The 22,918-nt window shown below is 70.5% G+C and carries 19 protein-coding genes; 10 read left to right on the top strand and 9 right to left on the bottom strand.

Translation table 11 applies throughout. The features are described from left to right. Positions 1-48: 48 nt before the first annotated feature. The 3 genes from OED52_RS09150 (at position 49) to dxs (ending at position 4,207) form a co-directional block, all read left to right on the top strand. Entirely contained in the window at positions 49-507 is a 459-nt protein-coding gene (locus OED52_RS09150) for a MarR family winged helix-turn-helix transcriptional regulator (RefSeq protein WP_264154316.1), read from the top strand. Beyond that, positions 504-2,105 (top strand): MDR family MFS transporter, encoded by a 1,602-nt coding sequence (locus OED52_RS09155; RefSeq protein WP_264154317.1) that lies wholly within the window; start codon positions 504-506, stop codon positions 2,103-2,105. The genes OED52_RS09150 and OED52_RS09155 overlap by 4 nt, the downstream gene beginning before the upstream one ends. A 155-nt stretch (positions 2,106-2,260) precedes the next feature. After that, positions 2,261-4,207 carry a 1-deoxy-D-xylulose-5-phosphate synthase gene (gene dxs / locus OED52_RS09160; protein ID WP_264154318.1) on the top strand — a complete coding sequence of 649 codons (1,947 nt, stop codon included), beginning with the start codon at positions 2,261-2,263 and terminating at the stop codon, positions 4,205-4,207. A gap of 131 nt (positions 4,208-4,338) precedes the next feature. Here the strand turns inward: dxs and OED52_RS09165 are convergent, their stop codons facing one another. Then, on the bottom strand, positions 4,339-5,736 hold the full coding sequence (locus tag OED52_RS09165; RefSeq protein WP_264154319.1) for a sugar porter family MFS transporter: 1,398 nt from the start codon (positions 5,734-5,736) through the stop codon (positions 4,339-4,341). 335 nt (positions 5,737-6,071) lie between these two features. Between OED52_RS09165 and OED52_RS09170 the strand changes: the two genes are divergently transcribed. Then, on the top strand, positions 6,072-6,833 hold the full coding sequence (locus tag OED52_RS09170) for an oxygenase MpaB family protein (RefSeq protein ID WP_264154320.1): 762 nt from the start codon (positions 6,072-6,074) through the stop codon (positions 6,831-6,833). Between the two features lie 5 nt (positions 6,834-6,838). On the opposite strand, the gene OED52_RS09175 is transcribed toward OED52_RS09170, so the two are convergent. From OED52_RS09175 to OED52_RS09185, 3 genes are all read right to left on the bottom strand, one after another. After that, complete coding sequence (locus tag OED52_RS09175; protein WP_264154321.1) at positions 6,839-8,098, bottom strand: ribonuclease D; 1,260 nt, start codon at positions 8,096-8,098, stop codon at positions 6,839-6,841. 69 nt (positions 8,099-8,167) lie between these two features. Continuing rightward, positions 8,168-9,559, bottom strand: coding sequence for a WS/DGAT/MGAT family O-acyltransferase (locus OED52_RS09180; protein ID WP_264154322.1), 1,392 nt, complete (start codon positions 9,557-9,559; stop codon positions 8,168-8,170). A 143-nt stretch (positions 9,560-9,702) separates the two neighbouring features. Next, a complete protein-coding gene (locus OED52_RS09185; RefSeq protein ID WP_264154323.1) occupies positions 9,703-10,278 on the bottom strand; it encodes a DUF3000 domain-containing protein in 576 nt (191 codons plus the stop codon). Positions 10,279-10,455: 177 nt separating this feature from the next. Here OED52_RS09185 and hemE point away from each other — a divergent pair, with 177 nt between their 5' ends. Genes hemE through OED52_RS09205 form a run of 4 tightly spaced genes read left to right on the top strand, consistent with a single transcriptional unit; the run spans position 10,456 to position 15,950 of the window. Next, a complete protein-coding gene (gene hemE, locus OED52_RS09190; protein ID WP_264154324.1) occupies positions 10,456-11,553 on the top strand; it encodes a uroporphyrinogen decarboxylase in 1,098 nt (365 codons plus the stop codon). Continuing rightward, positions 11,550-12,908, top strand: coding sequence for a protoporphyrinogen oxidase (locus OED52_RS09195; protein ID WP_264154325.1), 1,359 nt, complete (start codon positions 11,550-11,552; stop codon positions 12,906-12,908). The genes hemE and OED52_RS09195 overlap by 4 nt, the downstream gene beginning before the upstream one ends. A gap of 5 nt (positions 12,909-12,913) precedes the next feature. Continuing rightward, entirely contained in the window at positions 12,914-13,609 is a 696-nt protein-coding gene (gene hemQ, locus OED52_RS09200) for a hydrogen peroxide-dependent heme synthase (protein ID WP_264154326.1), read from the top strand. 55 nt (positions 13,610-13,664) lie between these two features. Then, positions 13,665-15,950, top strand: coding sequence for a molybdopterin guanine dinucleotide-containing S/N-oxide reductase (locus OED52_RS09205; protein ID WP_264154638.1), 2,286 nt, complete (start codon positions 13,665-13,667; stop codon positions 15,948-15,950). A gap of 21 nt (positions 15,951-15,971) precedes the next feature. On the opposite strand, the gene OED52_RS09210 is transcribed toward OED52_RS09205, so the two are convergent. Next, positions 15,972-16,940, bottom strand: a complete 969-nt coding sequence (locus OED52_RS09210; protein ID WP_264154327.1) for an L-lactate dehydrogenase — start codon at positions 16,938-16,940, stop codon at positions 15,972-15,974. Between the two features lie 109 nt (positions 16,941-17,049). Between OED52_RS09210 and OED52_RS09215 the strand changes: the two genes are divergently transcribed. Further along, a complete protein-coding gene (locus tag OED52_RS09215; RefSeq protein WP_264154328.1) occupies positions 17,050-17,775 on the top strand; it encodes an HAD family hydrolase in 726 nt (241 codons plus the stop codon). Here the strand turns inward: OED52_RS09215 and msrB are convergent. The 3 genes from msrB to OED52_RS09230 all read right to left on the bottom strand — a co-directional run bounded on the left by msrB (position 17,738) and on the right by OED52_RS09230 (position 21,056). After that, the gene (msrB, locus tag OED52_RS09220; RefSeq protein WP_264154329.1) at positions 17,738-18,166 is read right to left on the bottom strand and encodes a peptide-methionine (R)-S-oxide reductase MsrB; all 429 of its coding nucleotides are present in this window, start codon (positions 18,164-18,166) and stop codon (positions 17,738-17,740) included. The genes OED52_RS09215 and msrB overlap by 38 nt on opposite strands. 32 nt (positions 18,167-18,198) lie before the next feature. Further along, positions 18,199-19,434, bottom strand: coding sequence for a glycosyltransferase family 87 protein (locus tag OED52_RS09225; protein WP_264154330.1), 1,236 nt, complete (start codon positions 19,432-19,434; stop codon positions 18,199-18,201). Between the two features lie 65 nt (positions 19,435-19,499). After that, positions 19,500-21,056 (bottom strand): alpha/beta hydrolase, encoded by a 1,557-nt coding sequence (locus OED52_RS09230; protein WP_264154331.1) that lies wholly within the window; start codon positions 21,054-21,056, stop codon positions 19,500-19,502. 159 nt (positions 21,057-21,215) lie between these two features. On the opposite strand from OED52_RS09230, the gene zapE reads away from it, so the two are divergent. Further along, on the top strand, positions 21,216-22,229 hold the full coding sequence (gene zapE, locus OED52_RS09235; protein ID WP_264154332.1) for a cell division protein ZapE: 1,014 nt from the start codon (positions 21,216-21,218) through the stop codon (positions 22,227-22,229). Positions 22,230-22,309: 80 nt separating this feature from the next. Here the strand turns inward: zapE and OED52_RS09240 are convergent, their stop codons facing one another. After that, positions 22,310-22,861, bottom strand: a complete 552-nt coding sequence (locus tag OED52_RS09240) for a GNAT family N-acetyltransferase (RefSeq protein WP_264154333.1) — start codon at positions 22,859-22,861, stop codon at positions 22,310-22,312. Between the last annotated feature and the right edge of the window lie 57 nt (positions 22,862-22,918).

Consider the following 22,918-nt stretch of genomic DNA (forward strand, 5'->3'; position numbering starts at 1 on the left):
ATCGTTGCATGACGTAATCAATTAGTTTTCGTCGGTCGGAGGTGCGCGGTGCCGGACAAGTCCCGGGCCAACGAACTCGCCGACGCCATCTTCCTGTTCGGCCGCACACTGCGTGGTGCCCTCGTGCACCACGACACCGACGTGCTTCCCCCAGCACTCGTCGCGGTGCTGTTCGTGCTCGCACGGATGGGGGAGTGCCGCCCCAGCGAGCTCGCCGTGGAGATGTGCGTCAGCCAGTCGTCGCTCAGCAGACAGATCGCCGAACTCGTCGAGCGGGGCCTCGTGGACCGGCATCCCGATCCCGACGACCGCCGCGCTCACCGGGTGAGCTGTTCGGTCGCGGGCATCGAGATCCTCGAGCTCGTGAAGAAACGCCGGACCGAACGGCTCTCCGCCGAACTCGAGGACTGGAACGCCGGCGAGATCGCCGACGCCATCACGACCCTCGAGCGGCTCACCGCGTCGCTGGCTCCGCTCGTCATCGATACCCGAAGGACCAATTCATGACCACAGTCTCCGGATCGGGCTCGCAGCCCGCCGCTCCCGCGGACGAGGAGCAGATGACGCACCGCGAGATCCTCGCGGTGCTCTCGGGTCTGCTCGCGGCCCTCTTCACCGCGCTGCTGAGCAGCACGATCGTCTCGACGGCCCTGCCGACGATCATCGCCGACCTGAACGGCACCCAGACCCAGTACGCCTGGGTCATCACCACGGCGCTGCTCGCCAACGCGGCCTCGACCCCCATCTGGGGCAAGTTCGCCGACCTGTTCAACAAGAAGCTGCTCGTCCAGCTCGGCATCCTGATCTTCGTCGCCGGATCCGTGCTGGCCGGTGTCGCCCACAACGTGCCGATCCTGCTCGTCGCCCGCGTGATCCAGGGCATCGGCATGGGTGGCCTGACCGCGCTCGTCGTGGCCATCATCGGCAGCATCATCCCGCCCCGCGCGCGCGGTCGGTACTCCGGCTACATGGGCGCGGTCATGGCCGTGGCCATGTCCGGCGGACCCGTGCTCGGCGGTGTCATCGTCGACACGCTCGGCTGGCGCTGGTGCTTCTACGTCTGCGTCCCGATCGCCGTGGTGGCGCTCGTCCTGCTGCAGCGCACCCTGCACATCGCGACCGTCCGCAAGGACGACGTCAGCATCGACTGGTTCGGCGCGACCCTCATCACCGCCGCCGTGAGCGTGCTGCTGATCTGGGTGTCGTTCGCCGGCAAGGACGGCTACTACGAGTGGATCTCCACCGAGTCCGCCCTCTACGTCGGCGCCGGTGTCGTCCTGCTCGTCGCCACCCTGATCGTCGAATCCAAGGTCGCCGACCCGATCATCCCGCTGAAGATCGTCACCGAGCGCACCACCGGGCTGGCGATCATCGCGTCCGTCGCCGTCGGTATCGGCCTGTTCGGTGCCACGACCTTCCTCACGCAGTACTTCCAGACCGCGCGCGGCTACAGCCCCACGGCCGCGGGCCTGCTCACCATCCCGATGGTCGCCGGCACCCTCGTCTCGTCGATGCTCTCGGGCCAGCTCATCACCCGCTTCGGCAAGTGGAAGGGCTTCCTCATCGGCGGCGCCGTGCTGCAGCTGATCGGCTTCGGTCTGCTCGGCAGCCTCGACCACCTCACCTCCATGTGGGTGATCGGCCTCTACATCGCCATCGTCGGCCTCGGCACCGGCATGCTCATGCAGAATCTCGTGCTCGCCGTGCAGAACACCGTCAGCGTGCGCAACATCGGCGCGGCCAGCAGCTCCGTCGCGTTCTTCCGTACCTTCGGCGGCGCGATCGGCGTGTCGGTGCTCGGCTCCATCCTGGCCAGCCGCGTCACGACCCTGTCCGCCGAGGGCCTGGCGAAGCTCGGCATCGACACCTCCTCGGGTGGCTCCACCGGCGGTCTCGACATGTCCGCGCTGCCCGCCCCTGTGGCGGAGGTCATCCGGTACGCCTACGGCGATGCGACCGGCACCCTCTTCCTGGTGGCCGCCGCCTTCGCTGTGGTTACTCTGATAGCAGTGGTGCTGATTCCCAACCGGGCGTTGCGTACCACCATCGACCTCGTCGAGGAGAAGCCGGCAACCGATCGGGCCGACGTCCCCTCGCAGGGGTGACACGGCTCACGGCGGGTTATCCGGTTCGTCGCTGACCCCGATGTGGCGTCGTTCACGGGAGCGATACGAAGGATCGCCCCGCTCCGGCGCTCCGTAGACTGAGGAAACTGCTCGCGCGACTCGCGCGAGGTACGAGCCGGAGGGAGCTAGTCCAGTTGGGTGTTCTGTCCAGCATCCAGTCGCCCGACGATCTGCGTCGGCTCTCCCCCGTGGAGCTCACCGAGCTCGCGGGGGAGATCCGCGAATTTCTCGTCCAGAAAGTGGCGGCGACCGGAGGCCACCTCGGGCCCAATCTCGGTGTGGTCGAACTGACGATCGCCCTGCACCGGGTCTTCGACTCACCGCGCGACCCGATCCTGTTCGACACCGGCCATCAGGCCTACGTCCACAAGATCCTCACGGGTCGCCGCGACGAGTTCGACACCCTGCGCCAGAAGGGCGGCCTGTCCGGCTATCCCAGCCGTGCGGAGAGCGAACACGACTGGATCGAGTCGTCGCACGCCTCGGCCGCGTTGTCCTACGCGGACGGTCTCGCCAAGGCCTACAAGCTCACCGGTGAGTCGGACCGCACGGTCGTCGCGGTCGTCGGCGACGGCGCGCTGACCGGCGGCATGTGCTGGGAGGCCCTCAACAACATCGCCGCCGGCAAGGACCGGTCGCTGGTGATCGTCGTCAACGACAACGGACGCTCCTACGCCCCCACCATCGGCGGTCTCGCCGACCACCTCGCGGCACTGCGGCTGCGCCCCGGCTACGAGAAGGTCCTCGACAACAGCCGCCGTTTCGTCAAGCGCCTGCCGTGGGTGGGCTCGGTGGCCTACTCCGTCCTGCACGGCATGAAGGCAGGGGTCAAGGACGCGGTCAGTCCCCAGGTGCTGTTCACCGACCTCGGCATCAAGTACCTCGGACCGGTCGACGGGCACGACGAGCAGGCGATGGAGTCCGCGCTGCGCCGCGCCAAGGCGTACGGCGGCCCGGTGCTCGTCCACGCCGTCACCCGCAAGGGCGCCGGCTACGCCCCCGCCGAGAACCACCTCGCCGACCAGATGCACGCCACCGGCATCATGGATCCCCGCACCGGGCGGTCGAAGTCGTCGTCCTCCGCCCCGGACTGGACGTCGGTGTTCGCCGACGAACTCATCGCCCTCGGCGAACAGCGCGAGGACCTCGTGGCGATCACCGCCGCGATGCCCGGCCCCACCGGCCTGGCGAAGTTCGGTGAGCGCTTCCCCGACCGCACCTTCGATGTCGGCATCGCCGAGCAGCACGCCGTCACCTCCGCCGCGGGCCTGGCCCTGGGCGGGCTGCACCCGGTGGTCGCGGTCTACTCGACCTTCCTCAACCGTGCCTTCGACCAGTTGCTGATGGACGTCGCGCTGCTGAAGCAGCCCGTCACCATCGTGCTCGACCGCGCCGGCATCACCGGCTCCGACGGGGCCAGCCACAACGGCATGTGGGACCTGTCGCTGCTCGGCATCGTGCCCGGCCTGCGCGCGGCGGCCCCGCGCGACGCCGCGACGCTGCGGGAGGAACTGGGCGAGGCTCTCGCCGTCTCCGACGGCCCCACCGTGCTGCGTTTCCCCAAGGGCGCCGTGGGCGACGACATCCCGGCCGTCGAACGCATCGACGGCACGGTCGACGTGCTGCGCATGCCGAAGGACCGGCGCGGCGACGTGCTGATCGTCGCGGTCGGCGCGTTCGCGTCCCTCGCGCTGGACGTCGCCGAGCGGCTGTCCCGGCAGGGCATCGACGCGGCCGTCGTCGACCCGCGCTGGGTGCTGCCCGTGCCCGACGCGGTCGTCGACCTCGCCCGCGACTTCCGGCTCGTCGTCACCGTCGAGGACAGCGGTGTGCACGGCGGCATCGGTTCCGCCGTGTCGTCGGCGCTGCGCCGTCACGACGTCGACGTGCCCACCCGCGATCTCGGTGTCCCGCAGCGGTTCCTCGACCACGCCTCGCGCAGCGAGATCCACGCCGAACTCGGCCTGACCGCGCAGGACGTCGCCCGGCAGATCACCGGCTGGGTGGCCGGCCTGGACGACACCCCCGTCGCCGGTGCGGCTCCCTCGGCCGTCGAGCAGACCGACCGCGAAGCGGGCTGAACGGATCCATCACAGGGATCCGCTCACCACAGGACTCGGAACGAACGAAGGCCGCGCACCGAACCGGTGCGCGGCCTTCGCTCGTTGTGGACCTCGACGGCCGTCGCCGTCGGACGGACGGGAACCGTCCGTCAGGAGTGCATCTCCTCGAGTTCCATGCCCTTGGTCTCGGGGATCCGCGCCTTGACGAAGAAGAACGACAACAGCGCGAAGAACGCGAAGAGGCCGTAGAGGACCCACAGACCCAGCGTGGAGGTCAACGGCGGGAACGCCAGCGTGACCGTGAAGTTCGCGATCCAGTTCGCGGCCGTGCTGATGCCCAGGGCCACCGCGCGCATACGGTTCGGGAACATCTCGCCGAGCATCACCCACATGATCGGGCCCCAGGTGGCGGCGAAGAAGATCACGAAGACGTTCGCGCCGACGAGGGCCAGGGCACCCCACGGGGCGGGCAGTTCGATGTCGTCCCCGCTGCCCGTGGCCTGGGAGAAGGCGATCGCCGCGAGCAGCAGGCTCACGAACATACCGAGCGAGCCGGTCATCAGCAGCGGACGGCGACCGAGCTTGTCGACGAACAGGATCGCCACGAAGGTCATGACGACGTTGATGACCGCGGTGATCACCGAGGTCGTGAACGACTGGTTCTCGGTGAAGCCGACCGACTTCCACAGGGTCGTCGAGTAGTAGAAGATCGCGTTGATACCCACGAACTGCTGGAAGATCGCCATGGTGATGCCGACCCACACCAGCGGCTGCAGACCGAACACCGGGCCGCGGATGTCGCCGAAGGAGGCGTTGGACTCGCGGCGCAGCGTCAGCTTGATCTCCTGCACCCGCTCGTTCGGGCGCAGCTCACCGGTGACGTTCGCGAGGATCTCGGCGGCCTCCTCGTCGAGATCCTGACCGACGAGATAACGCGGCGACTCGGGGATCATCAGCGCGAGCACACCGTAGACGACCGCCGGGACGACACCGACGATGAACATCCAGCGCCAGGCCTCGAGATTCCACCACAACTCGTTGGAGGCGCCGCCCGCGGCGTTCTGCAGGATCGCGTCGGACAGCAGAGCCGCGAAGATACCGAGCGTGATGGCGAGCTGCTGCAGCGACGCGAGCGCGCCGCGGTAACGGGCGGGGGCGATCTCCGAGATGTAGGTGGGGGCGATCACCGAGGCGATACCGATGCCGAGACCGCCGAGGACGCGCCACAGCATCAGGTCCGGGACACCGACGGCCAGGCCCGACCCGATCGACGACACGACGAACAGCACCGAGCCGAGCATCATCACCCGGCGGCGGCCCCAGCGGTCGGCGAGCCGGCCGGCGAACCACGCACCGACCGCGCACCCGAGCAGGGCGATCGCCACCGCGAAACCCGTCACGAACGAACTGAGACCGAAATCGCCCTGGATGGAATCGACTGCACCGTTGATGACCGAACTGTCGAAACCGAACAGGAAGCCGCCCACGGCCGCCGCCACCGTGACGGCGATGACTTTCGCCGCATGCGCGGACGAAGGTTGGGTCACGAAAACACTCCTGATTGAACGCGTCACGACGGACGCGGAAAAGTACAGAACACTTGTATTGCTCAGGGGACATTACGCTGCGGACCTGCGCAGAACGGCCTCTTCGGGCGAGAATCCGCCCACATCGACGGCCCGGCGGGGAACCAGGGAAGCCGGTCCGCGATCCCGGCAAGGGCCGGGAAGTTAAGAAGGATTCTCTCCATCCGCTCGGGGGTCCGACCTTCGGGACCGCTCGGTCGGACCTCGCCTTGACACCGATGATCTGGACATTCATTCTCGTGTCCATGATGAGCCGACGGCCGGAACCCACCGTTCGGGGTGTGGTTGGTGAAGCAGTGTTCCTTCTCAGCTCACCGCGACGTTTCCTCATGGAGATCGCGCTGCCCCCGGTGGGGCACGGTGTGGTGGAACACAGCAAGGCGCTGACCGACCCGATCACACGCTTCCGCAACACGAGCGCGTACATCTTCCTCGTGGCGTTCGGTGACGAGGAGGAGCGCCGGCGGGTCGTGCGGTTCGTCAACCGTGCCCACGGGCCGGTGCGCTCGGAGGGCTACAACGCGTTCGATCCGGCGCTGCAGCTGTGGATCGCGGCGGTGATGTTCCACGGCGGCCGCGACATCTACGAACGGTTCTTCGGTCCGCTCGACCGCGCCGAGGTCGAGCGGCTCTACCAGGAGTTCTCCGTCTACGGCACCTCGCTGCAGGTGCCCGCCGAGCTGTGGCCCGCCGACCTCGAGGCCTTCGACGCCTACTGGCACAGCGTCGTCGACGATCTCGAGATCGACGACACGGTCCGCCGCTATGCACGCGCGCTGCTCGCCGGCGGCGACCTGCCGGTCCTCCTGCGGCCCGCGATGGCGGTGAACCGCTTCCTCACCCTCGGCATGCTCGACCCGCGGATCCGCCGGGCCTACGGCTTCACCTGGACCGAGACCCACCAGAAGTGGTTCGACCGCGTCATGAAGGTCGCGGCCCCCGCCTATCGCGCCCTGCCCGCGAGCCTTCGGCAGCTACCGAAGAAGCTGGTGCTGCGTGACGCGCGGCGTCGCTTCGCCGCCGCGCCGGCCTCCCGGACCGAAGCGGCCGCTGCGTAACCTCGTCACTCCGACCCGGTCAGTGCCTTCGTCAGCCGGGGCACGGTCAGCTGCCGCTGCCACGGCCGCGCACCACCCTCGACGAACCGCCGCTCGATGTAGGTCTCGACGTCGGCGTCGGTGTGCACCTCCCAGTCCCAGCACACCCGGCGCACCAGCTCGGGGCTGACGAGGTTCTCGACCGGCACCGACACCTCCTCGCTCAGCGTGGCCAGTTCGCCGCGCGCGGCGGTGAGCCGGGCCGCGGCCTCCGGATGGTGCCGTGCCCACTTGCCGGGCGGCGGCGGGCCGGTCAGGGGAGGGCTGAGCGGGGGCAGCTGCTCCTTCGGTAGCGCCCGCGCCCGTTCGATCGCGCTCAGCCAGACCCGTGAGGACCGTCGCTGCCGGGGTCCGCCGAAGACGGGCAGGGCCCGCAACTCCTCGATCGTCGTCGGGGTCGCCTCGGCCGCCGCGATGATGGCCGAGTCCGGCAGGATCCGGCCCGGCGCGATGTCGCGGCGCGCGGCGATCTCGTCGCGCGCGGCCCACAGCTCCCGGACCACGGCCAGGCCCCGCTGATCCTTGATGACGTGGATCTTCGAGGTGCGCCGCCACCGTTCCGGCTTCGGCGCCGGGGGACCGGCCAGGCGGACGTGCTCGAACTCCTGCGCGGCCCACTCGCCCTTGCCCTGCCGGTCCAGTTCGCGGGCCATCGCGTCGCGCAGTTCGACGAGCGGTTCGACGTCGAGCGCGGCGTAGTTCAGCCACGACTCGGGCAGCGGGCGGGTGGACCAGTCGGCCGCGCCGTGGCCCTTGCGCAGTTCGAGGCCGAGCACCTCGGCGACCATCGCGGCCAGTCCGACCCGGGGGAAACCGGCGAGCCGGCCCGCGAGTTCGGTGTCGTACAGCGCCGCCGGCCGCAGCCCCAGTTCCGCGAGCCCGGGAAGGTCCTGGTCGGCGGAGTGCAGCACCCATTCGAGGTCGTTGATCACGTCCGCGAGCGGCGCGAGATCGTCCCGGGTCGGGATCGGGTCGAGCAGCACGGTGCCCGCACCGTCGCGCCGGAGCTGCACGAGATACGCCCGCGCCGAGTAGCGGTAACCCGAGGCCCGCTCGGCGTCGACGGCCAGCGGGCCGTGTCCACCGGCGAGCAGCGCGGCCGCCTCGGCGACACCGGCGGCGGTGGTGACCACCTCCGGGACCCCGTCGCGCGGTTCGAGGAGCGGCACGGTCGGCACGGGCGTGCCGTCGTCGTGCCCTGCATCGCGGTTCTGTACTGCCGACATGGGCGTGACTCTAGCGCTGTGCGGCGCCGGTGCGATTCCTCACACGGCGAGCCGGGGCGAATCCGCCGGTCATCGCTGCAGGGCTTCCGCCGCTGCGAGCAGCTCCTCGAGGGCGGGGGCGAAGTCGTCGACGAGCTGCCACAGATCGGGCACGAGATCCGGACAGGAGATCATGCCGATGTCGAGCATCCCGTCGAGCGAGAGCACCGTGATGTTGAGTGCCGCGCCGTGGAAGATCGGTCCGAAGGGGTACATCCCGGTCATCCGCGCGCCGAGGAAGTACAGCGGGAAGGGCGGGCCGGGCACGTTGGAGATCACGAGGTTGTGGATCACCGGGTGCCGCTCGGCGAGCCGCAGCCCGGCGTAGGCGCGCATGGCCGAGCCGAACACCACGGCCCCGAGGAACTGCGACCAGTCCTGCAGCAGGTTCGCGCCGAGATCGGCGTTGTGCTCCTTGGACACCGAATTGGCGTCGGCCAGGGCCCGCAGCCGCTCGGCCGGGTCGGCGATGTGGGTGTGGAGTTCGGCGAACATCGCCGAGACCTGGTTGCGGCCGGGCCGGTCGGAGACCCCGTGCACCGACACCGGGATCATCCCGACCAGCGGCGAGTCGGGGAGTTCGCCGCGCCGCTCGAGATAGCGCCGCAGCGCCCCCGCACACAGCGCGGTGACCACGTCGTTGACGGTGACCCCGAAGGCCTTCTTGACCGCTTTGACGTCGTCGAGATCCAGCTGGGCGAACGCGACGTTGCGGTGCCCGGTGATCGTGCCGTTGAAGTTGGTGCGCGGTGCGGTGAACGGGGCGGGCATGGCGTCGCCGCGGCGGGCCCGCGCGATCCACGAGGTCACCGAACCCACCGCGGCGGGCAGGATCTTGAGCAGGTGCAGCGGGCGCAGGGCGACGTTGACGGCCCCGCCGACGACGATGGCGAGATCGGTCGCGTCGCCGGCGCCGGACGCGGCGGGCTCGGGATGCGGATCGGAAGGATCGAGGCTGCACAGCTGGGCGAGCAACGCCGCGCCGCTCACTCCGTCGACACCGGCGTGGTGCATCTTCGCGACCACCGCGACGGAGCCGTCCTCGAGGCCCTCGATCACCCACATCTCCCACAGCGGCCGCGAGCGGTCCAGGGGCTGGGCCGCGATGTGCCCGCACAGCTCGGCCAGTTCCTCGCGGCCCCCGGGGGCGGGCACGGCGATGCGGTGCAGGTGACGGTCCAGGTCGAAGTCGTGGTCGTCGACCCAGACCGGATGGTCGAGGTTGAGCGGGTTGTCGGCGATCTTCATCCGGAACTGCGGTACCGCGGGCAGCCGGGCGGCCAGTTCGTCCCGCAGGGCGGCGTAGCTGTACCCGTCGGGGACGGTGGACGGATCGAGGACGATCAGCCCGCAGATGTGCAGGAGCTGACTGGGTGTCTCCAGATAGAGGAATCCGGCGTCGAGGCCGCTGAGTCGCTGCATGCCCCAACAATAGAACTTGTTCTAGAAATATGCGCGCGCAACGCGCTCACCTGTGGAACCGTCACGATGCGAGAGCACGTCGATGTTCAGCCACGTCGATGTTCGTTCGAGGAGAGCCGTACCCGGTATGTGGCGCGCGACGGTCAGCGCTGCAGGCGGGAGACCCCGACCGGGGGAAGCCCGGCGGCATAGGCGAGGACCTCGCAGAACGCTTCCACGTGCGGGGTGAGCCGGTCGGTCCGCGGCGTCCACGACGCCCGCAACTCGAGCTGGTGCGCGCGGGCCGGGCCCGCGATGTCGCCGAAACGCACCGAGGTCGTCGCCGTCACCGTGCCCCCGAGCGCCGTCATCGCCTCCCCGTGCGCCTCGAGCGCGTCGACCAGCCAGCTCCACGCGACCTCCGGCAGCAGCGGATCGGCGGCGAGGGTCTCGTCGACATCCGCCTGGATGTACGCCACGAGCCGCGTGGTGCCGTGCCACGCCTCGTCGCCCTCCGGGTCGTAGAGCAGGATGAGCCGCCCGAACGCGTCGCCCTCCGACTGCTCGGGGACCCGATCGGCCTCGTCGTGCAGCACCTCGGCGCCGAGCGCATAGCTGTACGGCGCGAGCCGCTGCGGAGGGCGGATCGGGCCGACCTCGATCTCCGGCCGCACGGTGGCCGCGTTCATGGCATCGACTGCAGCGCGAAAGCGGGCCGGCTCGGCTGGCGAGGTGGTCACGGATGCGGACGTTAGTGCCGGTGACGCACCGCACGCGGGAGGCGCGCCGATTCCGGCCCACCGTCGAAGCGTGGCAGCATGGGCAACGGCCCCGGTCGAGGCTCCCCGGCCGCGGCCCCGACCCCACACGGATCTGCCGCCCGCACCGGACGTGCAGTGATCGAAGAACGAGGATCGATGACCGGCTTGGAGAACACGAACGTCGGCTCCGCGGAACCCGCGGAGTACCCCTCGCGGAGGGTGCTGCCGCAGGCACCGCTGCTCGCGGCGGCGCGGGGCGAGCAGCCGGTCCACCGGCCGGTGTGGTTCATGCGCCAGGCCGGCCGCTCGTTGCCCGAGTACCGGGAGATCCGGGCCGGCATCGGAATGCTCGAATCGTGCTTCGACCCCGAGCTGGTCTGCGAGATCACCATGCAGCCCGTCCGCCGGCACAAGGTCGACGCCGCGATCCTGTTCTCCGACATCGTCGTGCCCCTCAAGGCCGCCGGGATCGACCTCGACATCGTCGCCGGCACCGGCCCGGTCGTGGCGAACCCCGTGCGCACCGCCGCCGACGTCGCGGCCCTGCCCACCCTCGAGACCGAGCAGGTGGGCGCGGTGGCCCGCGCGGTGCGGCTGCTCACCCGCGAACTCGGCGACACCGCGCTCATCGGCTTCGCCGGCGCTCCGTTCACCCTGGCCTCCTATCTCGTCGAGGGCGGCCCGAGCCGCAACCACGAACGCACCAAGGCGCTCATGCACGCCGACCCGCAGACCTGGCACGCCCTGCTCGGCAAGCTCACCGACATCGCCGTGACCTTCCTCCGCGCCCAGATCGGGGCCGGCGTCGACGCGATCCAGCTGTTCGACTCGTGGGCCGGGGCGCTGTCGCTCGCCGACTACCGCGAGTACGTCCTGCCGCACTCCGAGCGGGTGTTCGCCGAGATCGCTGGAGCCGGCGTGCCGCGCATCCACTTCGGTGTGGGCACCGGCGAACTGCTCGGCGCGATGGGCGAGGCCGGCGCCGACGTGGTGGGCGTCGACTGGCGCATCCCCCTCGACGTCGCCGCGACCCGCGTCGGCCCGGGCAAGGCCCTGCAGGGCAACCTCGACCCCGCGATCCTGTTCGCCGGCCCGGAGGTCATCGAACGCGAGGTGCGGCGCATCGTCGCCGAGGCCGACCGCGCGATCGCCGCCGGCACCACCGGCCACATCTTCAACCTCGGTCACGGTGTCCTGCCCGACACCGACCCCGACGTCATCACCCGCGTCGTCGAGCTGGTGCATTCGCTGTGACCCCGCCGACCGTTGCAGTCGTCGGCGGCGGTATCAGCGGACTCGTCGCCGCGTACCGGCTCCGCCGCACCCTCGGCGCCGCCGCCCGGATCGTCGTGCTCGAACGGTCGCAGCGGCTCGGTGGGAAACTCCGCACCGTCCCGCTCGCCGGCGACCCGGTGGACGTCGGCGCGGAGGCGTTCATCGCACGCCGCCCCGAGGTGCTCGACCTCGTCGCCGAACTCGGCCTCATCGACCAGCTCGTGTACCCCTCCGGTGCCCGCCCGCTGCTCTACGCCGGCGGCGAGCTGCACTCCCTGCCCGCCGGCACGCTCATGGGCATCCCGGCCTCCGCGCAGGCCGTCGAGGGCCTCGTCGACGACGAGACCCTCGCCCGCATCGCCGCCGAACCCACCGTGCCGCTGCACTGGGAGCCCGGCTCGGACGTGTCCGTCGCCGAACTCGTTTCCTCCCGCTTCGGGGAACAGGTCGTGCGGCGCAGCGTCGACCCGCTGCTCGGCGGCGTGTACTCCGGCCTGTCCGACACCGCCGGTGTGCGCGCGACCATCCCCGCCCTCGCGGCCGCCCTCGACGCCGGGGCGACCAGCCTGAGCGACGCCGTCGCCCGCGCCCTGCCCCCGAAGTCGGACGCGCCGGTCTTCGGCACCCTGCGCGACGGTTACGGGGTGCTGCTCGAGGCCCTCGTCCGCGAGGCCGACGCCGAGTTCCTCTACGGCACCGCGGCGTCCGGCCTGAAACGCAGCGGCGGCAGGTGGTCCCTCGACCCGCTCGGGGAGGTCGACGGTGTCGTGCTCGCCGTCCCGGCCCCCGACGCCGCGCGCCTGCTCGCCGACAGCGTGCGGCCCGCGGCGCAGTGCGCCGCCCAGATCCCGCTCGCCTCGTCGGTGGTGGTCGCCCTCGCCCTCCCGGGCGACGCCGCGCTGCCGCAGAACTCCGGCATCCTCGTCGCGACAGGGGAGGAGCTGTCCGCGAAGGCGTTCACCTTGTCGAGCCGTAAATGGCCGCACCTCGCCGAGCGGCCCGTCGCACTCGCCCGCGCCTCCTTCGGGCGGTTCGGCGACGACGCGCTGGTCGACGCCCCGGACACGGACCTGATCGCCCTGGCCCGCAAGGACCTGGCCACCGTCACCGGCGTCGACGCCGAACCCGCGGCGGCCTTCGTGCAACGCTGGCACGGCGGTCTGCCGCAGTATCGCGCACACCACGGTGAGATCGTCTCGGCGCTCGAAGCGGAGATCGCCGGGATCGACGGGATCGAGATCACCGGCGCGATGCTGCACGGCGTGGGCGTACCCGCCTGCGTCGCATCGGGGACTACCGCCGCCGCACGGCTTTCGGCACGAATGGCAGGATGAACGACATGGCACGTCTCGACTACGACAAGCTCAACTCCACTCTCCGTTACGCCATGTGGTCGGTCTTCCAGGTCCGCCCCGGCGTCCTCGGCGACGACCGCACCGCCGCGATCGAGGACGCGAAGGCGTTCTTCGCGCGCTTCGAGGACACCGACGTGGTCGTCCGCGGTCTGTACGACGTCGCCGGCACCCGCGCCGACGCCGACTTCATGATCTGGTCGCACGCCGAACGCATCGAGGACCTGCAGAAGCTGTACGCCGACTTCCGGCGCACCACGCTGGTGGGTCGCGCCAGCACCCCCGTCTGGTCGAACGCCGCCCTGCACCGGCCCGCGGAGTTCAACAAGAGCCACGTGCCCGCCTTCATCGCCGGTGAGGCCCCCGGCAACTACATCTGCGTGTACCCGTTCGTGCGGTCCTACGAGTGGTACCTGCTGCCCGACGACCAGCGCCGCAAGATGCTCGCCGAGCACGGCATGGCGGGCCGCGGCTATCCGGACGTGCGCGCCAACACCGTCCCGGCCTTCGCGCTCGGCGACTACGAGTGGATCCTCGCCTTCGAGGCCCCCGAACTCGACCGCATCGTCGACCTCATGCGCGACCTGCGGGCCACCGACGCCCGCCGCCACGTCCGGGAGGAGACCCCCTTCTTCACCGGTCCGCGCGTCGACGTCGAGACGCTGATCGCGTCGCTGCCCTGACGTGACCGAGCGCGGCGCGGCGTCACCGGAGAGAGACGGCCGGCTGTTCTCCCAGATGGCGCACTGGGGCATGTTCTCGGCGCGGGCGCGCGACGGCGAGATCGTCGCCGTGCAGCCCTACGCCGGGGACCGCGACCCCTCACCGATCCTCGGGAACATCCCCGGATCGGTGCGGCACCGCGCCCGCATCGCCGGCCCCGCCGTCCGGTGGGGATGGCTCGAGCACGGCCCCGGCCCGAGCCGCCGCCGCGGCGACGACGAGTACGTCGCCGTCTCGTGGGACGAACTCACCGAGATCCTCGCGGGCGAACTGCAGCGCGTGAAGGACCGGCACGGCAACCGGGCGATCTTCGGTGGCTCCTACGGCTGGTCCGCACCCGGCCGGTTCCACCACGCCCAGAGTCAGGTGCACCGCTTCCTCAAGATGTTCGGCGGCTACACCCGCTCGGTGCACTCCTACTCGCTCGGCGCGACCGGCGTGATCATGCCGCATGTGGTGGGCACCCACTGGAAACTGTTCGCGCGCTCGACCTCCTGGGAGGTCATCGCCCGCGAGACCGACCTGATGGTGTGCTTCGGCGGGATCCCGCTCAAGAACACCGCCGTCAACGACGGCGGCACGAGCGATCACCCCACCCGCGACGCCCTCGACCGGATGCGGGCCCGCGGCGGCCGGATCGTCTCGATCAGCCCGCTGCGCAGCGACGTCCACGGCGAACACGAGTGGCTCGCCCCGCGTCCCGGCAGCGACGTCGCGATCATGCTCGCCCTCGCGTACGTGCTGGCCACCGAGGATCTCGCCGACCGCGACTTCCTCGACCGCTACTGCACCGGCTACGACCGCTTCGAGGAGTACCTGCTCGGCCGCACCGACGGACTCCCCAAGACCCCCGAATGGGCCGCCGGACTGTCGGGCCTGCCGGCGGAGGCACTCGTCGACCTCGCCCGGCGCATGGCGCGCGGCCGCACCCTCGTGACCGTCACCTGGTCGCTGCAGCGCGTCCGTCACGGCGAGCAGGCCCCCTGGGCCGGGGTGACCCTCGCCGCGATGCTCGGGCAGATCGGTGTCCCCGGCGGTGGTTTCGGTCACGGCTACGGCTCGATGAACGAACCAGGTCTGTCCCCGGTGCCCTACCCGTTGCCCACCCTGTTCCAGGGCGACAACGACGTCGAGGACTTCATCCCCGTCGCCGCGATCGCCGACATGCTGCTGCACCCGGGGGAGCAGTTCGACTACGACGGGCAACGCCGGACCTTCCCCGACATCCGGCTCGTGTACTGGGCCGGTGGCAACCCCTTCCACCACCACCAGGACCTCGGCCGGTTGCGCCGTGCGCTGCAGCGACCCGACACGATCGTCGTGCACGACCCCTACTGGACGGCGATGGCCAAGCACGCCGACATCGTCGTGCCGTCCACCACCGCCCTCGAACGCGACGACCTGACCTGCACCCGCAACGATCCGCTGCTCGTCGCGATGCAGGCCGCGGTGCCGCCCTTCGTCGACGCCCGCGACGACTACGACACCTTCGCCGCACTCGCGCATCGGCTCGGATTCGGCGACAGGTTCACCGAGGGCCGCACCTCCCGCGAGTGGCTCGAACATCTCTACGAGCAGTGGCGCGGGTTCGTCCTCGCCGACAAGCAGCGCGTCGAGGACCCTCCGCCCTTCCGCGAGTTCTGGGTGAAGGGGCAGGTGCGGATGCGCACCGAGGACGACCTGACCCTCTTCGAGGATTTCCGCGCAGACCCCGACCGCCACCCGCTGCGCACCCCGAGCGGACGCATCGAGATCTTCTCCGCCGACATCGACTCTTTCGGCTACGACGACTGCGCGGGCCATCCCCGCTGGTACGAACCGGAGGAATGGCTCGGCTCGGCCCGCGCGCAGCGGTTCCCGCTGCATCTGATCGCCAACCAGCCTGCCACCCGGCTGCACAGCCAGCTCGACCACGGCGCCGTCAGCCAGGCCTCGAAGATCCACGGGCGCGAACCGATCCGCATGCACCCCGACGACGCCGCGCGGCGCGGCCTGACGGACGGCGACATCGTCCGTGTGTTCAACGACCGCGGCTCCTGCCTCGCCGGTCTCGTCGTCGACGACGGACTGCTGCCGCAGGTCGTGCAGCTCGCGACCGGCGCCTGGTACGACCCGCTCGACCCGTCCGATCCCGGCTCGCTGTGCGTGCACGGGAACCCGAACGTGCTCACCCCCGACGTCGGCACGTCCTCGCTCGCCCGCGGCTGCACCGGCCAGCACGTCCTCGTCGAGGTGGAGAGGTACGACGGCGAGCTGCCCCCGATCCGCGCCTACGACCCGCCGGTGGTGCGGTCGCGCTGACGGTTCCCGGTCCCGGCCGGCTCACAACCCCAGCGAGGTCTGCACCTGCCGCAGGGTCGCGGCCGACGCCGCCAGGCCCGCGGCCTCGGTGTCGGACATCGGCACGTCGAGCACCGTGCGTGCCCCACCGGCGTCGACGATCGTCGGCAGCGACAGGCACACCTCCTCCAACCCGGGCCGGCCCGTCTGCAGCGTCGACACCGCCAGCACCCGCCGCTGGTCGCGCAGCACCGCCTCGACGATGCGGGCCGTCGACAACCCGATCGCCAGGTTCGTGGCACCCTTACCCCGGATGATCTCGTAGGCGCTGCGCACCACCTGCTCGAACAGTTCGGTGCGCACCTGCTGACCGAAGACCGCGCGGCCGTCGACGCGGAAGGAGTCCACGGGCACACCCCCGATCGTCGTCCCCGACCACAGAGCGACCTCCGAGTCGCCGTGCTCACCCACGACGAAGCCGTGCACGTTCTCCACCGCCACCCCCGCGCGGGCCGCGACCAGGTACCGCAGCCGCCCCGAATCGAGGACCGTGCCCGACCCGAAGATCCGCCCGTCCGTGATGCCGGTCGCGGCGATCGCGGCGTAGGTGACGACGTCGACGGGATTGCTGACGACCACGATCACCGCCCCGGGGGAAGCGGACAACAGGTGCGGGATCAGCTCCCGCACCAGCGTCACGTTCGCGGCGGCGAGGTCGAGCCGGGACTGGTCCGGATGCTGTTTGGCGCCCGCCGTCACCACGATCAGGTCCGATCCCGCGGTGACCGCGAGGTCGTCGGACCCCTCGATGCGGCAGGCCGGGGCGAACTGGGTGCCGTGGTTCAGGTCGAGCACCTCCGCGCGCACCTTCGCGGCCTGGATGTCGTAGAGAGCGATCACGTCGGCCGACCCGCGCAGTAGGCACGCATAGGCCACGGCGGTGCCCACACTTCCCGCCCCGACGACCGTCAGCTTGGTTCTCCGCCCGGCCCCCGCCCGCGTCTCGGCCATGTGACGAATTGTGACGCATGCGGGCGGTTCGCTCGGTGCAGTCGGGAGTACCCGAGCCGACTTCCCGTTCCCCCGCCCGCCACCGCCGCCCGGCCGCTAGCCTCGGGGCATGGCCGCGACCCCCTTCGACGCAGTCCTGTTCGACTTCTCCGGAACGATCTTCCGGCTCGAGGAGGACGAGAGCTGGCTCGAGGGCGTCACCGATCACGAGGGCCGGGGCTTCGACCTGCACCGGCAGGCCGAACTCATGCGGCGGCTGACCCAGCCCGTCGGGCAGCCCGTCGAGATGGACGCCGACGAGCACCACGCCTGGACGAACCGCGACCGGGAACCGCGCTGGCACCGCGAGGCCTACCTGACGGTGCTGCGCAAGTCGGGCGTCACCGATCCGGAGCAGGCGCAGGCGCTGTACGAGAAGGTCACCGACCCCGACTGCTGGACGGTCTATCCCGACACCGTGCCGGTGATCGAGGCGCTCGCCGGGGACGGGATCGCCGTGGGTGTGGTCAGCAACATCGCCTTCGACGTGCGGCCCGCCTTCGCGCGACTCGGCATCGACGACCTCGTCTCGGTGTTCGCGCTGTCCTTCGAGGTGGGCGCCGTCAAACCCCAACCGGAGATCTTCCGTTACGCCGTCGACACCCTCGGTGTCGATCCGCGGCGCACGCTCATGATCGGCGACAGTGAGAAGGCCGACGGCGCGGCCCGCGAGATCGGCTGCTCGTTCGAACTCGTCGAACCGCTGCCGACCGCCGACCGCGCCGACGGACTGTGGCGGGCGCTGGCCGCCGCCGGGATCACTCCTTCGGAACCAGGCGCAGGCAGATCGAGTTGATGCAGTAGCGCTTGTCGGTCGGAGTGGGATAACCCTCGCCCTCGAAGACATGACCGAGATGGCTGTGGCACGACGCGCACAGCACCTCGACGCGGCGCATGCCGAGCGAGTTGTCCTCGCGCAGGATCACCGCGTCGGAATCGGCCGGATCGAAGAAGGACGGCCACCCGCAGTGCGAGTGGAACTTCTCGTCGCTGCGGAACAGCTCGGCGCCGCAGGCCCGGCACTCGTAGACGCCCTCGGTCTCGGTGTCGGTGTACTCGCCGGTGTAGGGGCGTTCGGTCCCGGCCAGGCGCAGCACCGCGAACTCCTCCGGGGTGAGCTTGGCGCGCCACTCGTCCTCGCTGAGGACGACCTTGGGTGCGGGTTCGGATCGGGGAGCAGACGTCATGCACACCACGCTAACCGCGCCCGGCGCACCCGTCACGTCCCGACGGGTTCGGTGCGCTCGAGCAGGTGCGACGGCTCGATGCCGTCCGCGAGCCGGCCCTCCCGCTTCGCGGCCAGGTACCGGTCGAGCAGGACCGCGAAGACCACGACGAGAAGCAGCGCCCAGCCGAAGGTCGTCTTGAGGTACTCGGCGGCGCGGCCGGTCTCCACCCAGCGGCTCGACAGCCACGAGTCGTAGCTGAGGAACCCGTAGACGGCCAGCCAGGCGGGCCAGTTCCGCATCACCGAGTTCGGCAGCAGCACCGTCATCAGGAGCGGGAACAGCATCATCGAGTAGTACATCTGCCCGAGGGAACCGAGCAGGAACGACGCGGTGAGCAGCACCCCGCCGGTGGTGCACAGGAAGAACACCTCGTCGTGGCGGCAGTAGCGGTAGAGCAGCCACACCGACACCACCACCATCACGGCGAGGATGCCGCGCAGGGCGAGGATCAGCCAGCCGGGCAGGCCGTAGTACATGCCGTTGCCGACGATCGCGCTGTTGAAATAGTCCCGCGACTCCAGCAGGTACGGGACGGTGTGTTCGACGAACTGCCAGGCGTCCACCGACAGCGGCCACGCGATGATCGTCAGGCCGATCGGTACGGCCACGGCGGTGACGAACACCTTCCACTGCCCGCGCACGAGTGGCAGGAAGAGCAGCGGCGCGAGGATCGGTTTGATCGCGAACGTCAGGCCGATCGCCGCGCCGGCCCACAGATCCCGCCGCTTCAGCAGCAACGTCAGGAAGATGATCTCGCCGAGCAGGACGAGACCGTTGATGTTGGTGAAGACCAGGGTGTTCGTTACGGTCTCCGACGAGAACGCCGCGAGTACCAGGATCGGTGCGATGGGGGAGTCCAGGCGCAGACCGAACATCCGCAGCAGCAGGTACAGCGCGACGAGGATTGCGATCGCGTTCGCCAGGATGAACAGCCACCGCGACCGCTCGGGGTCGATCACCGCGATGGGGGAGATGAGCAGCGTCCCGGACGGCGGGTAGAGATAGTGCGGATCCACCCAGTTGAAGTTCGCCGTGTACACCGGCTTGCGATTGAGGAACGCCAGCGCCGCGTTGTAGACGGGTGTGAAGTCGTCCGTGCGAAACCCGTTGACGGCTTTGACGACCACCCGGTGGAGCACCGTCAGTACTGCGAGCGGCCATACCACGGCCTTGACCACCTCGGCGGTCGTGCGTGCGGTACGGGGTTCGAGACTGCTGAGGAACACTACGGCACGGTACACCGAGCCGGTGTCACGTCGTGAACACGCCCTGGTGGGTGTGGTGTCCTGCGTCACGCCGGGCACAGGGAGCCGTTGGGCGGCAGCGTTCCCTCGCTCAGGTAGGTCTCCACCCGGGCCTGCACGCATCCCGAGTGCAGCACCGACGAGTAACCGGCGCCCTGCCAGGACAGGGCCGCCCACGGTGCGCCGGCAGCGGTGAGCACACCGGTGACGGACTCGACCCCGGCGTTGCCGACCAGCGGGTCCGCGGCGCCGGAAGTGACGAGCACCGGGAGGTCCAGGGCCGCCGGGAGCGGCGACGGGGACAGGCTCGGCCACGCCGAGCACACGGTGGCCGCGACGGCGGTGTCGGCGCCGTAGAGCGGATAGGGCGTCGACCAGTTCTCCGCGAGGTCGGCGGCCCGCATCGGGGTGGGCCAGCGCTGTCCGTCGCTGCAGCGGGCCACGAACTGCCCGTCCGTCGACAGCATCTCCTCGGCCTCGGACACCAGCTCGATCAGCGGCATGACGTCCCCGTCCCGCGCGGCGGCGAAGACGTCGGAGACCTCCCGGATCCGGGCCTGCAGATCGCCGCGGGGCGTGCCGAGCGCCCCGCTCAGGGCGGTGAGCATCGACGCGGCCGACACCGGGGCCAGTTCTCCGGCCGCGGCACGCGCGTGCAGGTCCTCGAGCGCGGCACGCGGGTCGGCGCCGAGGGAGCAGTCGAGGGCCGTGCACTGGCGGGCGAAGGCGTCCACGGCCGCCTCGGCGCCCCGGGCGCGCGACTCGGCGAGCACCTCGGCGTCGCCGGTCGCGACGGCGGGGGAGTCGAGGATCAGGCGCCCGACCGCGCCCGGCCGGGCCGCGGCGTAGGCCAGTGCCACCGATGCGCCGTTGCCGACGCCGAGCAGACCGATCCGCTCCACGTTCCAGGCCTGCCGGAGCCGGTCGATGTCGTCCGCGGCGTGGGCGGCGCCGAACATCAACTGCTGGGGCTGCAGATAGTCGGTACACGCGACCGTGGCCTCCCGGCCGAGGGTGGCCACCCGATCCGCTGCATCGCCGGTGCGGCCGAATTGCCCGAGATCGGCGATGCCCCGGCGCTCGGCGGCGGGAATACAATCGATCGCGAGTGAGGCGCCGATCCCGCGACGGTCGACGGCCACGATCGGCCGCACCGCCAGTGCAGCGGACATCGGGCCCGTGGCCATCCCCGCCAGCGCACGGGTCGAGGCCATGTCCGCCCCGGTCGTGAGCACCAGCGGCGCCGCGTCCTCGGGAGTATCGGCGAGGCGGGCCCGCATCACTGCCAGGGGGAAGGTGCCCGGAATCGCGCCGGAGACGTCGATCGGGGCGGCGACCTCCCCGCACTCGAGGACCAGGCCGGCCGGACCGGAGGGCAGGGCGAAGGAGCCGAGCGTCTCGGCGGTGCAGTCGCGCCAGGTCAGATCCGTGGACGGTGCCGGGAGATCGGGGACGGACGGCTCGTCCGTCGGCTCGGCCGGTGCGCCGCCCGCGTCGTCGCGGACGACCGCGACCTCGGGGCGGACCGACGGCCCCGCCCCGCAGGCGGCCGCCAGCGAGGCGACTGCGATCCACACCACGGCGAGCACACCCGTTCTGCGCATGCGCACAGCCTGCCAGGTCCGGCGCCCGGCGCGCGCATCGGTGCACGGCCTCCGGGAGTGTCCCATCGGGCCGTGAACACGCCGTGAACGGCTTGTGAAGTAGGTCGCATTCCTCATGCGAATTCGGATCGAGCCATTCCGCCGCCGTACCCTGAGGTAATGCACGAACGTCTCGTCGACCGCAATCCGGTGGTACCCGCAGACCAGTTGGTGGCGCAGATGGTGCCGCCCGCGATGTTCGACGAGGTGAGCTTCTCCTCCTACATCCCAGATCCGAACGAGCCGAGCCAGGCCGCCGCGGTGAGGACCGCCGAGGCGTTCGCCGGCAAGGTCGGCAAGATTCGCAGCGGTAAGAAGGGCTTCTTCGGGCGCCGCACGCAGCAGCAGGGTGCCGGACTGTATCTCGACGGTGGCTTCGGTGTGGGCAAGACCCACCTGCTCGCCTCGATCTTCCACAGCGCCCCCGCACCCAAGGCCTTCGGAACGTTCGTCGAGCTCACCCACGTCGTCGGTGCGCTCGGCTTCAACAGGGCCGTCGAGGAGCTGTCCCACCACAGTGTGCTGTGCATCGACGAGTTCGAGCTCGACGATCCGGGCGACACCATGCTCGTCTCGCGGCTGCTCACCGAGCTGTCCGCGCGCGGTGTCTCCATCGTGGCGACCTCCAACACGCTGCCCGGTCAGCTCGGCGAGGGCCGCTTCGCCGCGCAGGACTTCCTGCGCGAGATCAAGAAGCTCGCGTCCATCTTCGAGACGATCCGCGTCGACGGTCCCGACTACCGGCACCGCGACCTGCCGCCGGCCCCGGATCCGGTGGACTCGGCCGAGCTCGCCGAGCGCGCCGACGCCATCCCGGGTGCCACCCTCGACGACTTCGACGAGCTGTGCGCGCACCTGAGCACCCTGCACCCGTCCCGCTACGGCAAGCTCGTCGAGGGCGTGTCCGCGGTGTTCATCGACGGCGTGCACCCGGCGAAGGACCAGTCGGTGGCGCTGCGTCTGGTGGTCCTCGCCGACCGCCTGTACGACGCGAGCATCCCCGTGACCGTCTCGGGCGCCAAGCTCGACGAGATCTTCACCCCGGAGATGCTCGCCGGCGGCTACCGCAAGAAATACCTGCGGGCGACCTCGCGTCTGCTCGCCCTGTCGCGCTTCGAGGTCGCCGCGAACTGACCTCGGCACGAACCCGGAACGGGCCCGGCCGGAGCACCTGCTCCGGCCGGGCCGTCGGCGTTCTGCGGTCCGGGCGTCCGTCAGAGGGGCCGCTGCATCACGTAGTCGTCGTGGGTCTGCGAACCCACCACGAACGTCCGGGTTCCCACGACGGTGAAGCCCTGCTTCTCGTAGAAGCGCCGCGCACGCGTGTTCTGCTGGTTCACACCCAGCCACAGCCCGGCGCGCCCGAGCTCCTCGGCCTGCTCCACGATGGCGCCCATCAAAGCCGCCGAGACACCGGCACCGTGGTGGCCGGGCATCACGTACAGCTTGCTGATCTCGATCGAGGGGCGGGCGGTGATCATGGCGTCGATCTCGGGATCCTCCGGCGCGGCGTCCACGACCATGAGGTATCCGACGATGTCCTTGCCTGCGGAGGCCTTGAGGACGATGCGCTGCGGGTCGGCGAGGTACTCGGAGAACTTCTCGGCGCTGAGCGTGCGATCGATGAACGCGGCGATGTCGTCGGCGTTCGCGTCCGGGGGACAGGCGAGGGGGAAGGTGGCCGCGGCGACGTCGGCGATCGCCTCGGCGTCCCAGATCCCGGCTCGTTCGACGGAGACGGCTTCCTCGAGAGATGACGTGGACATGCAGTCCAGTGAAGCACTCGCGCGGTGCGGGCCCGGCTGCAGCCCCGATGCGGCACA

Origin of the sequence: Rhodococcus sp. Z13, assembly GCF_025837095.1 — a bacterium.
In the GTDB taxonomy this organism is placed as follows: Bacteria; Actinomycetota; Actinomycetes; order Mycobacteriales; family Mycobacteriaceae; genus Rhodococcus; species Rhodococcus sacchari.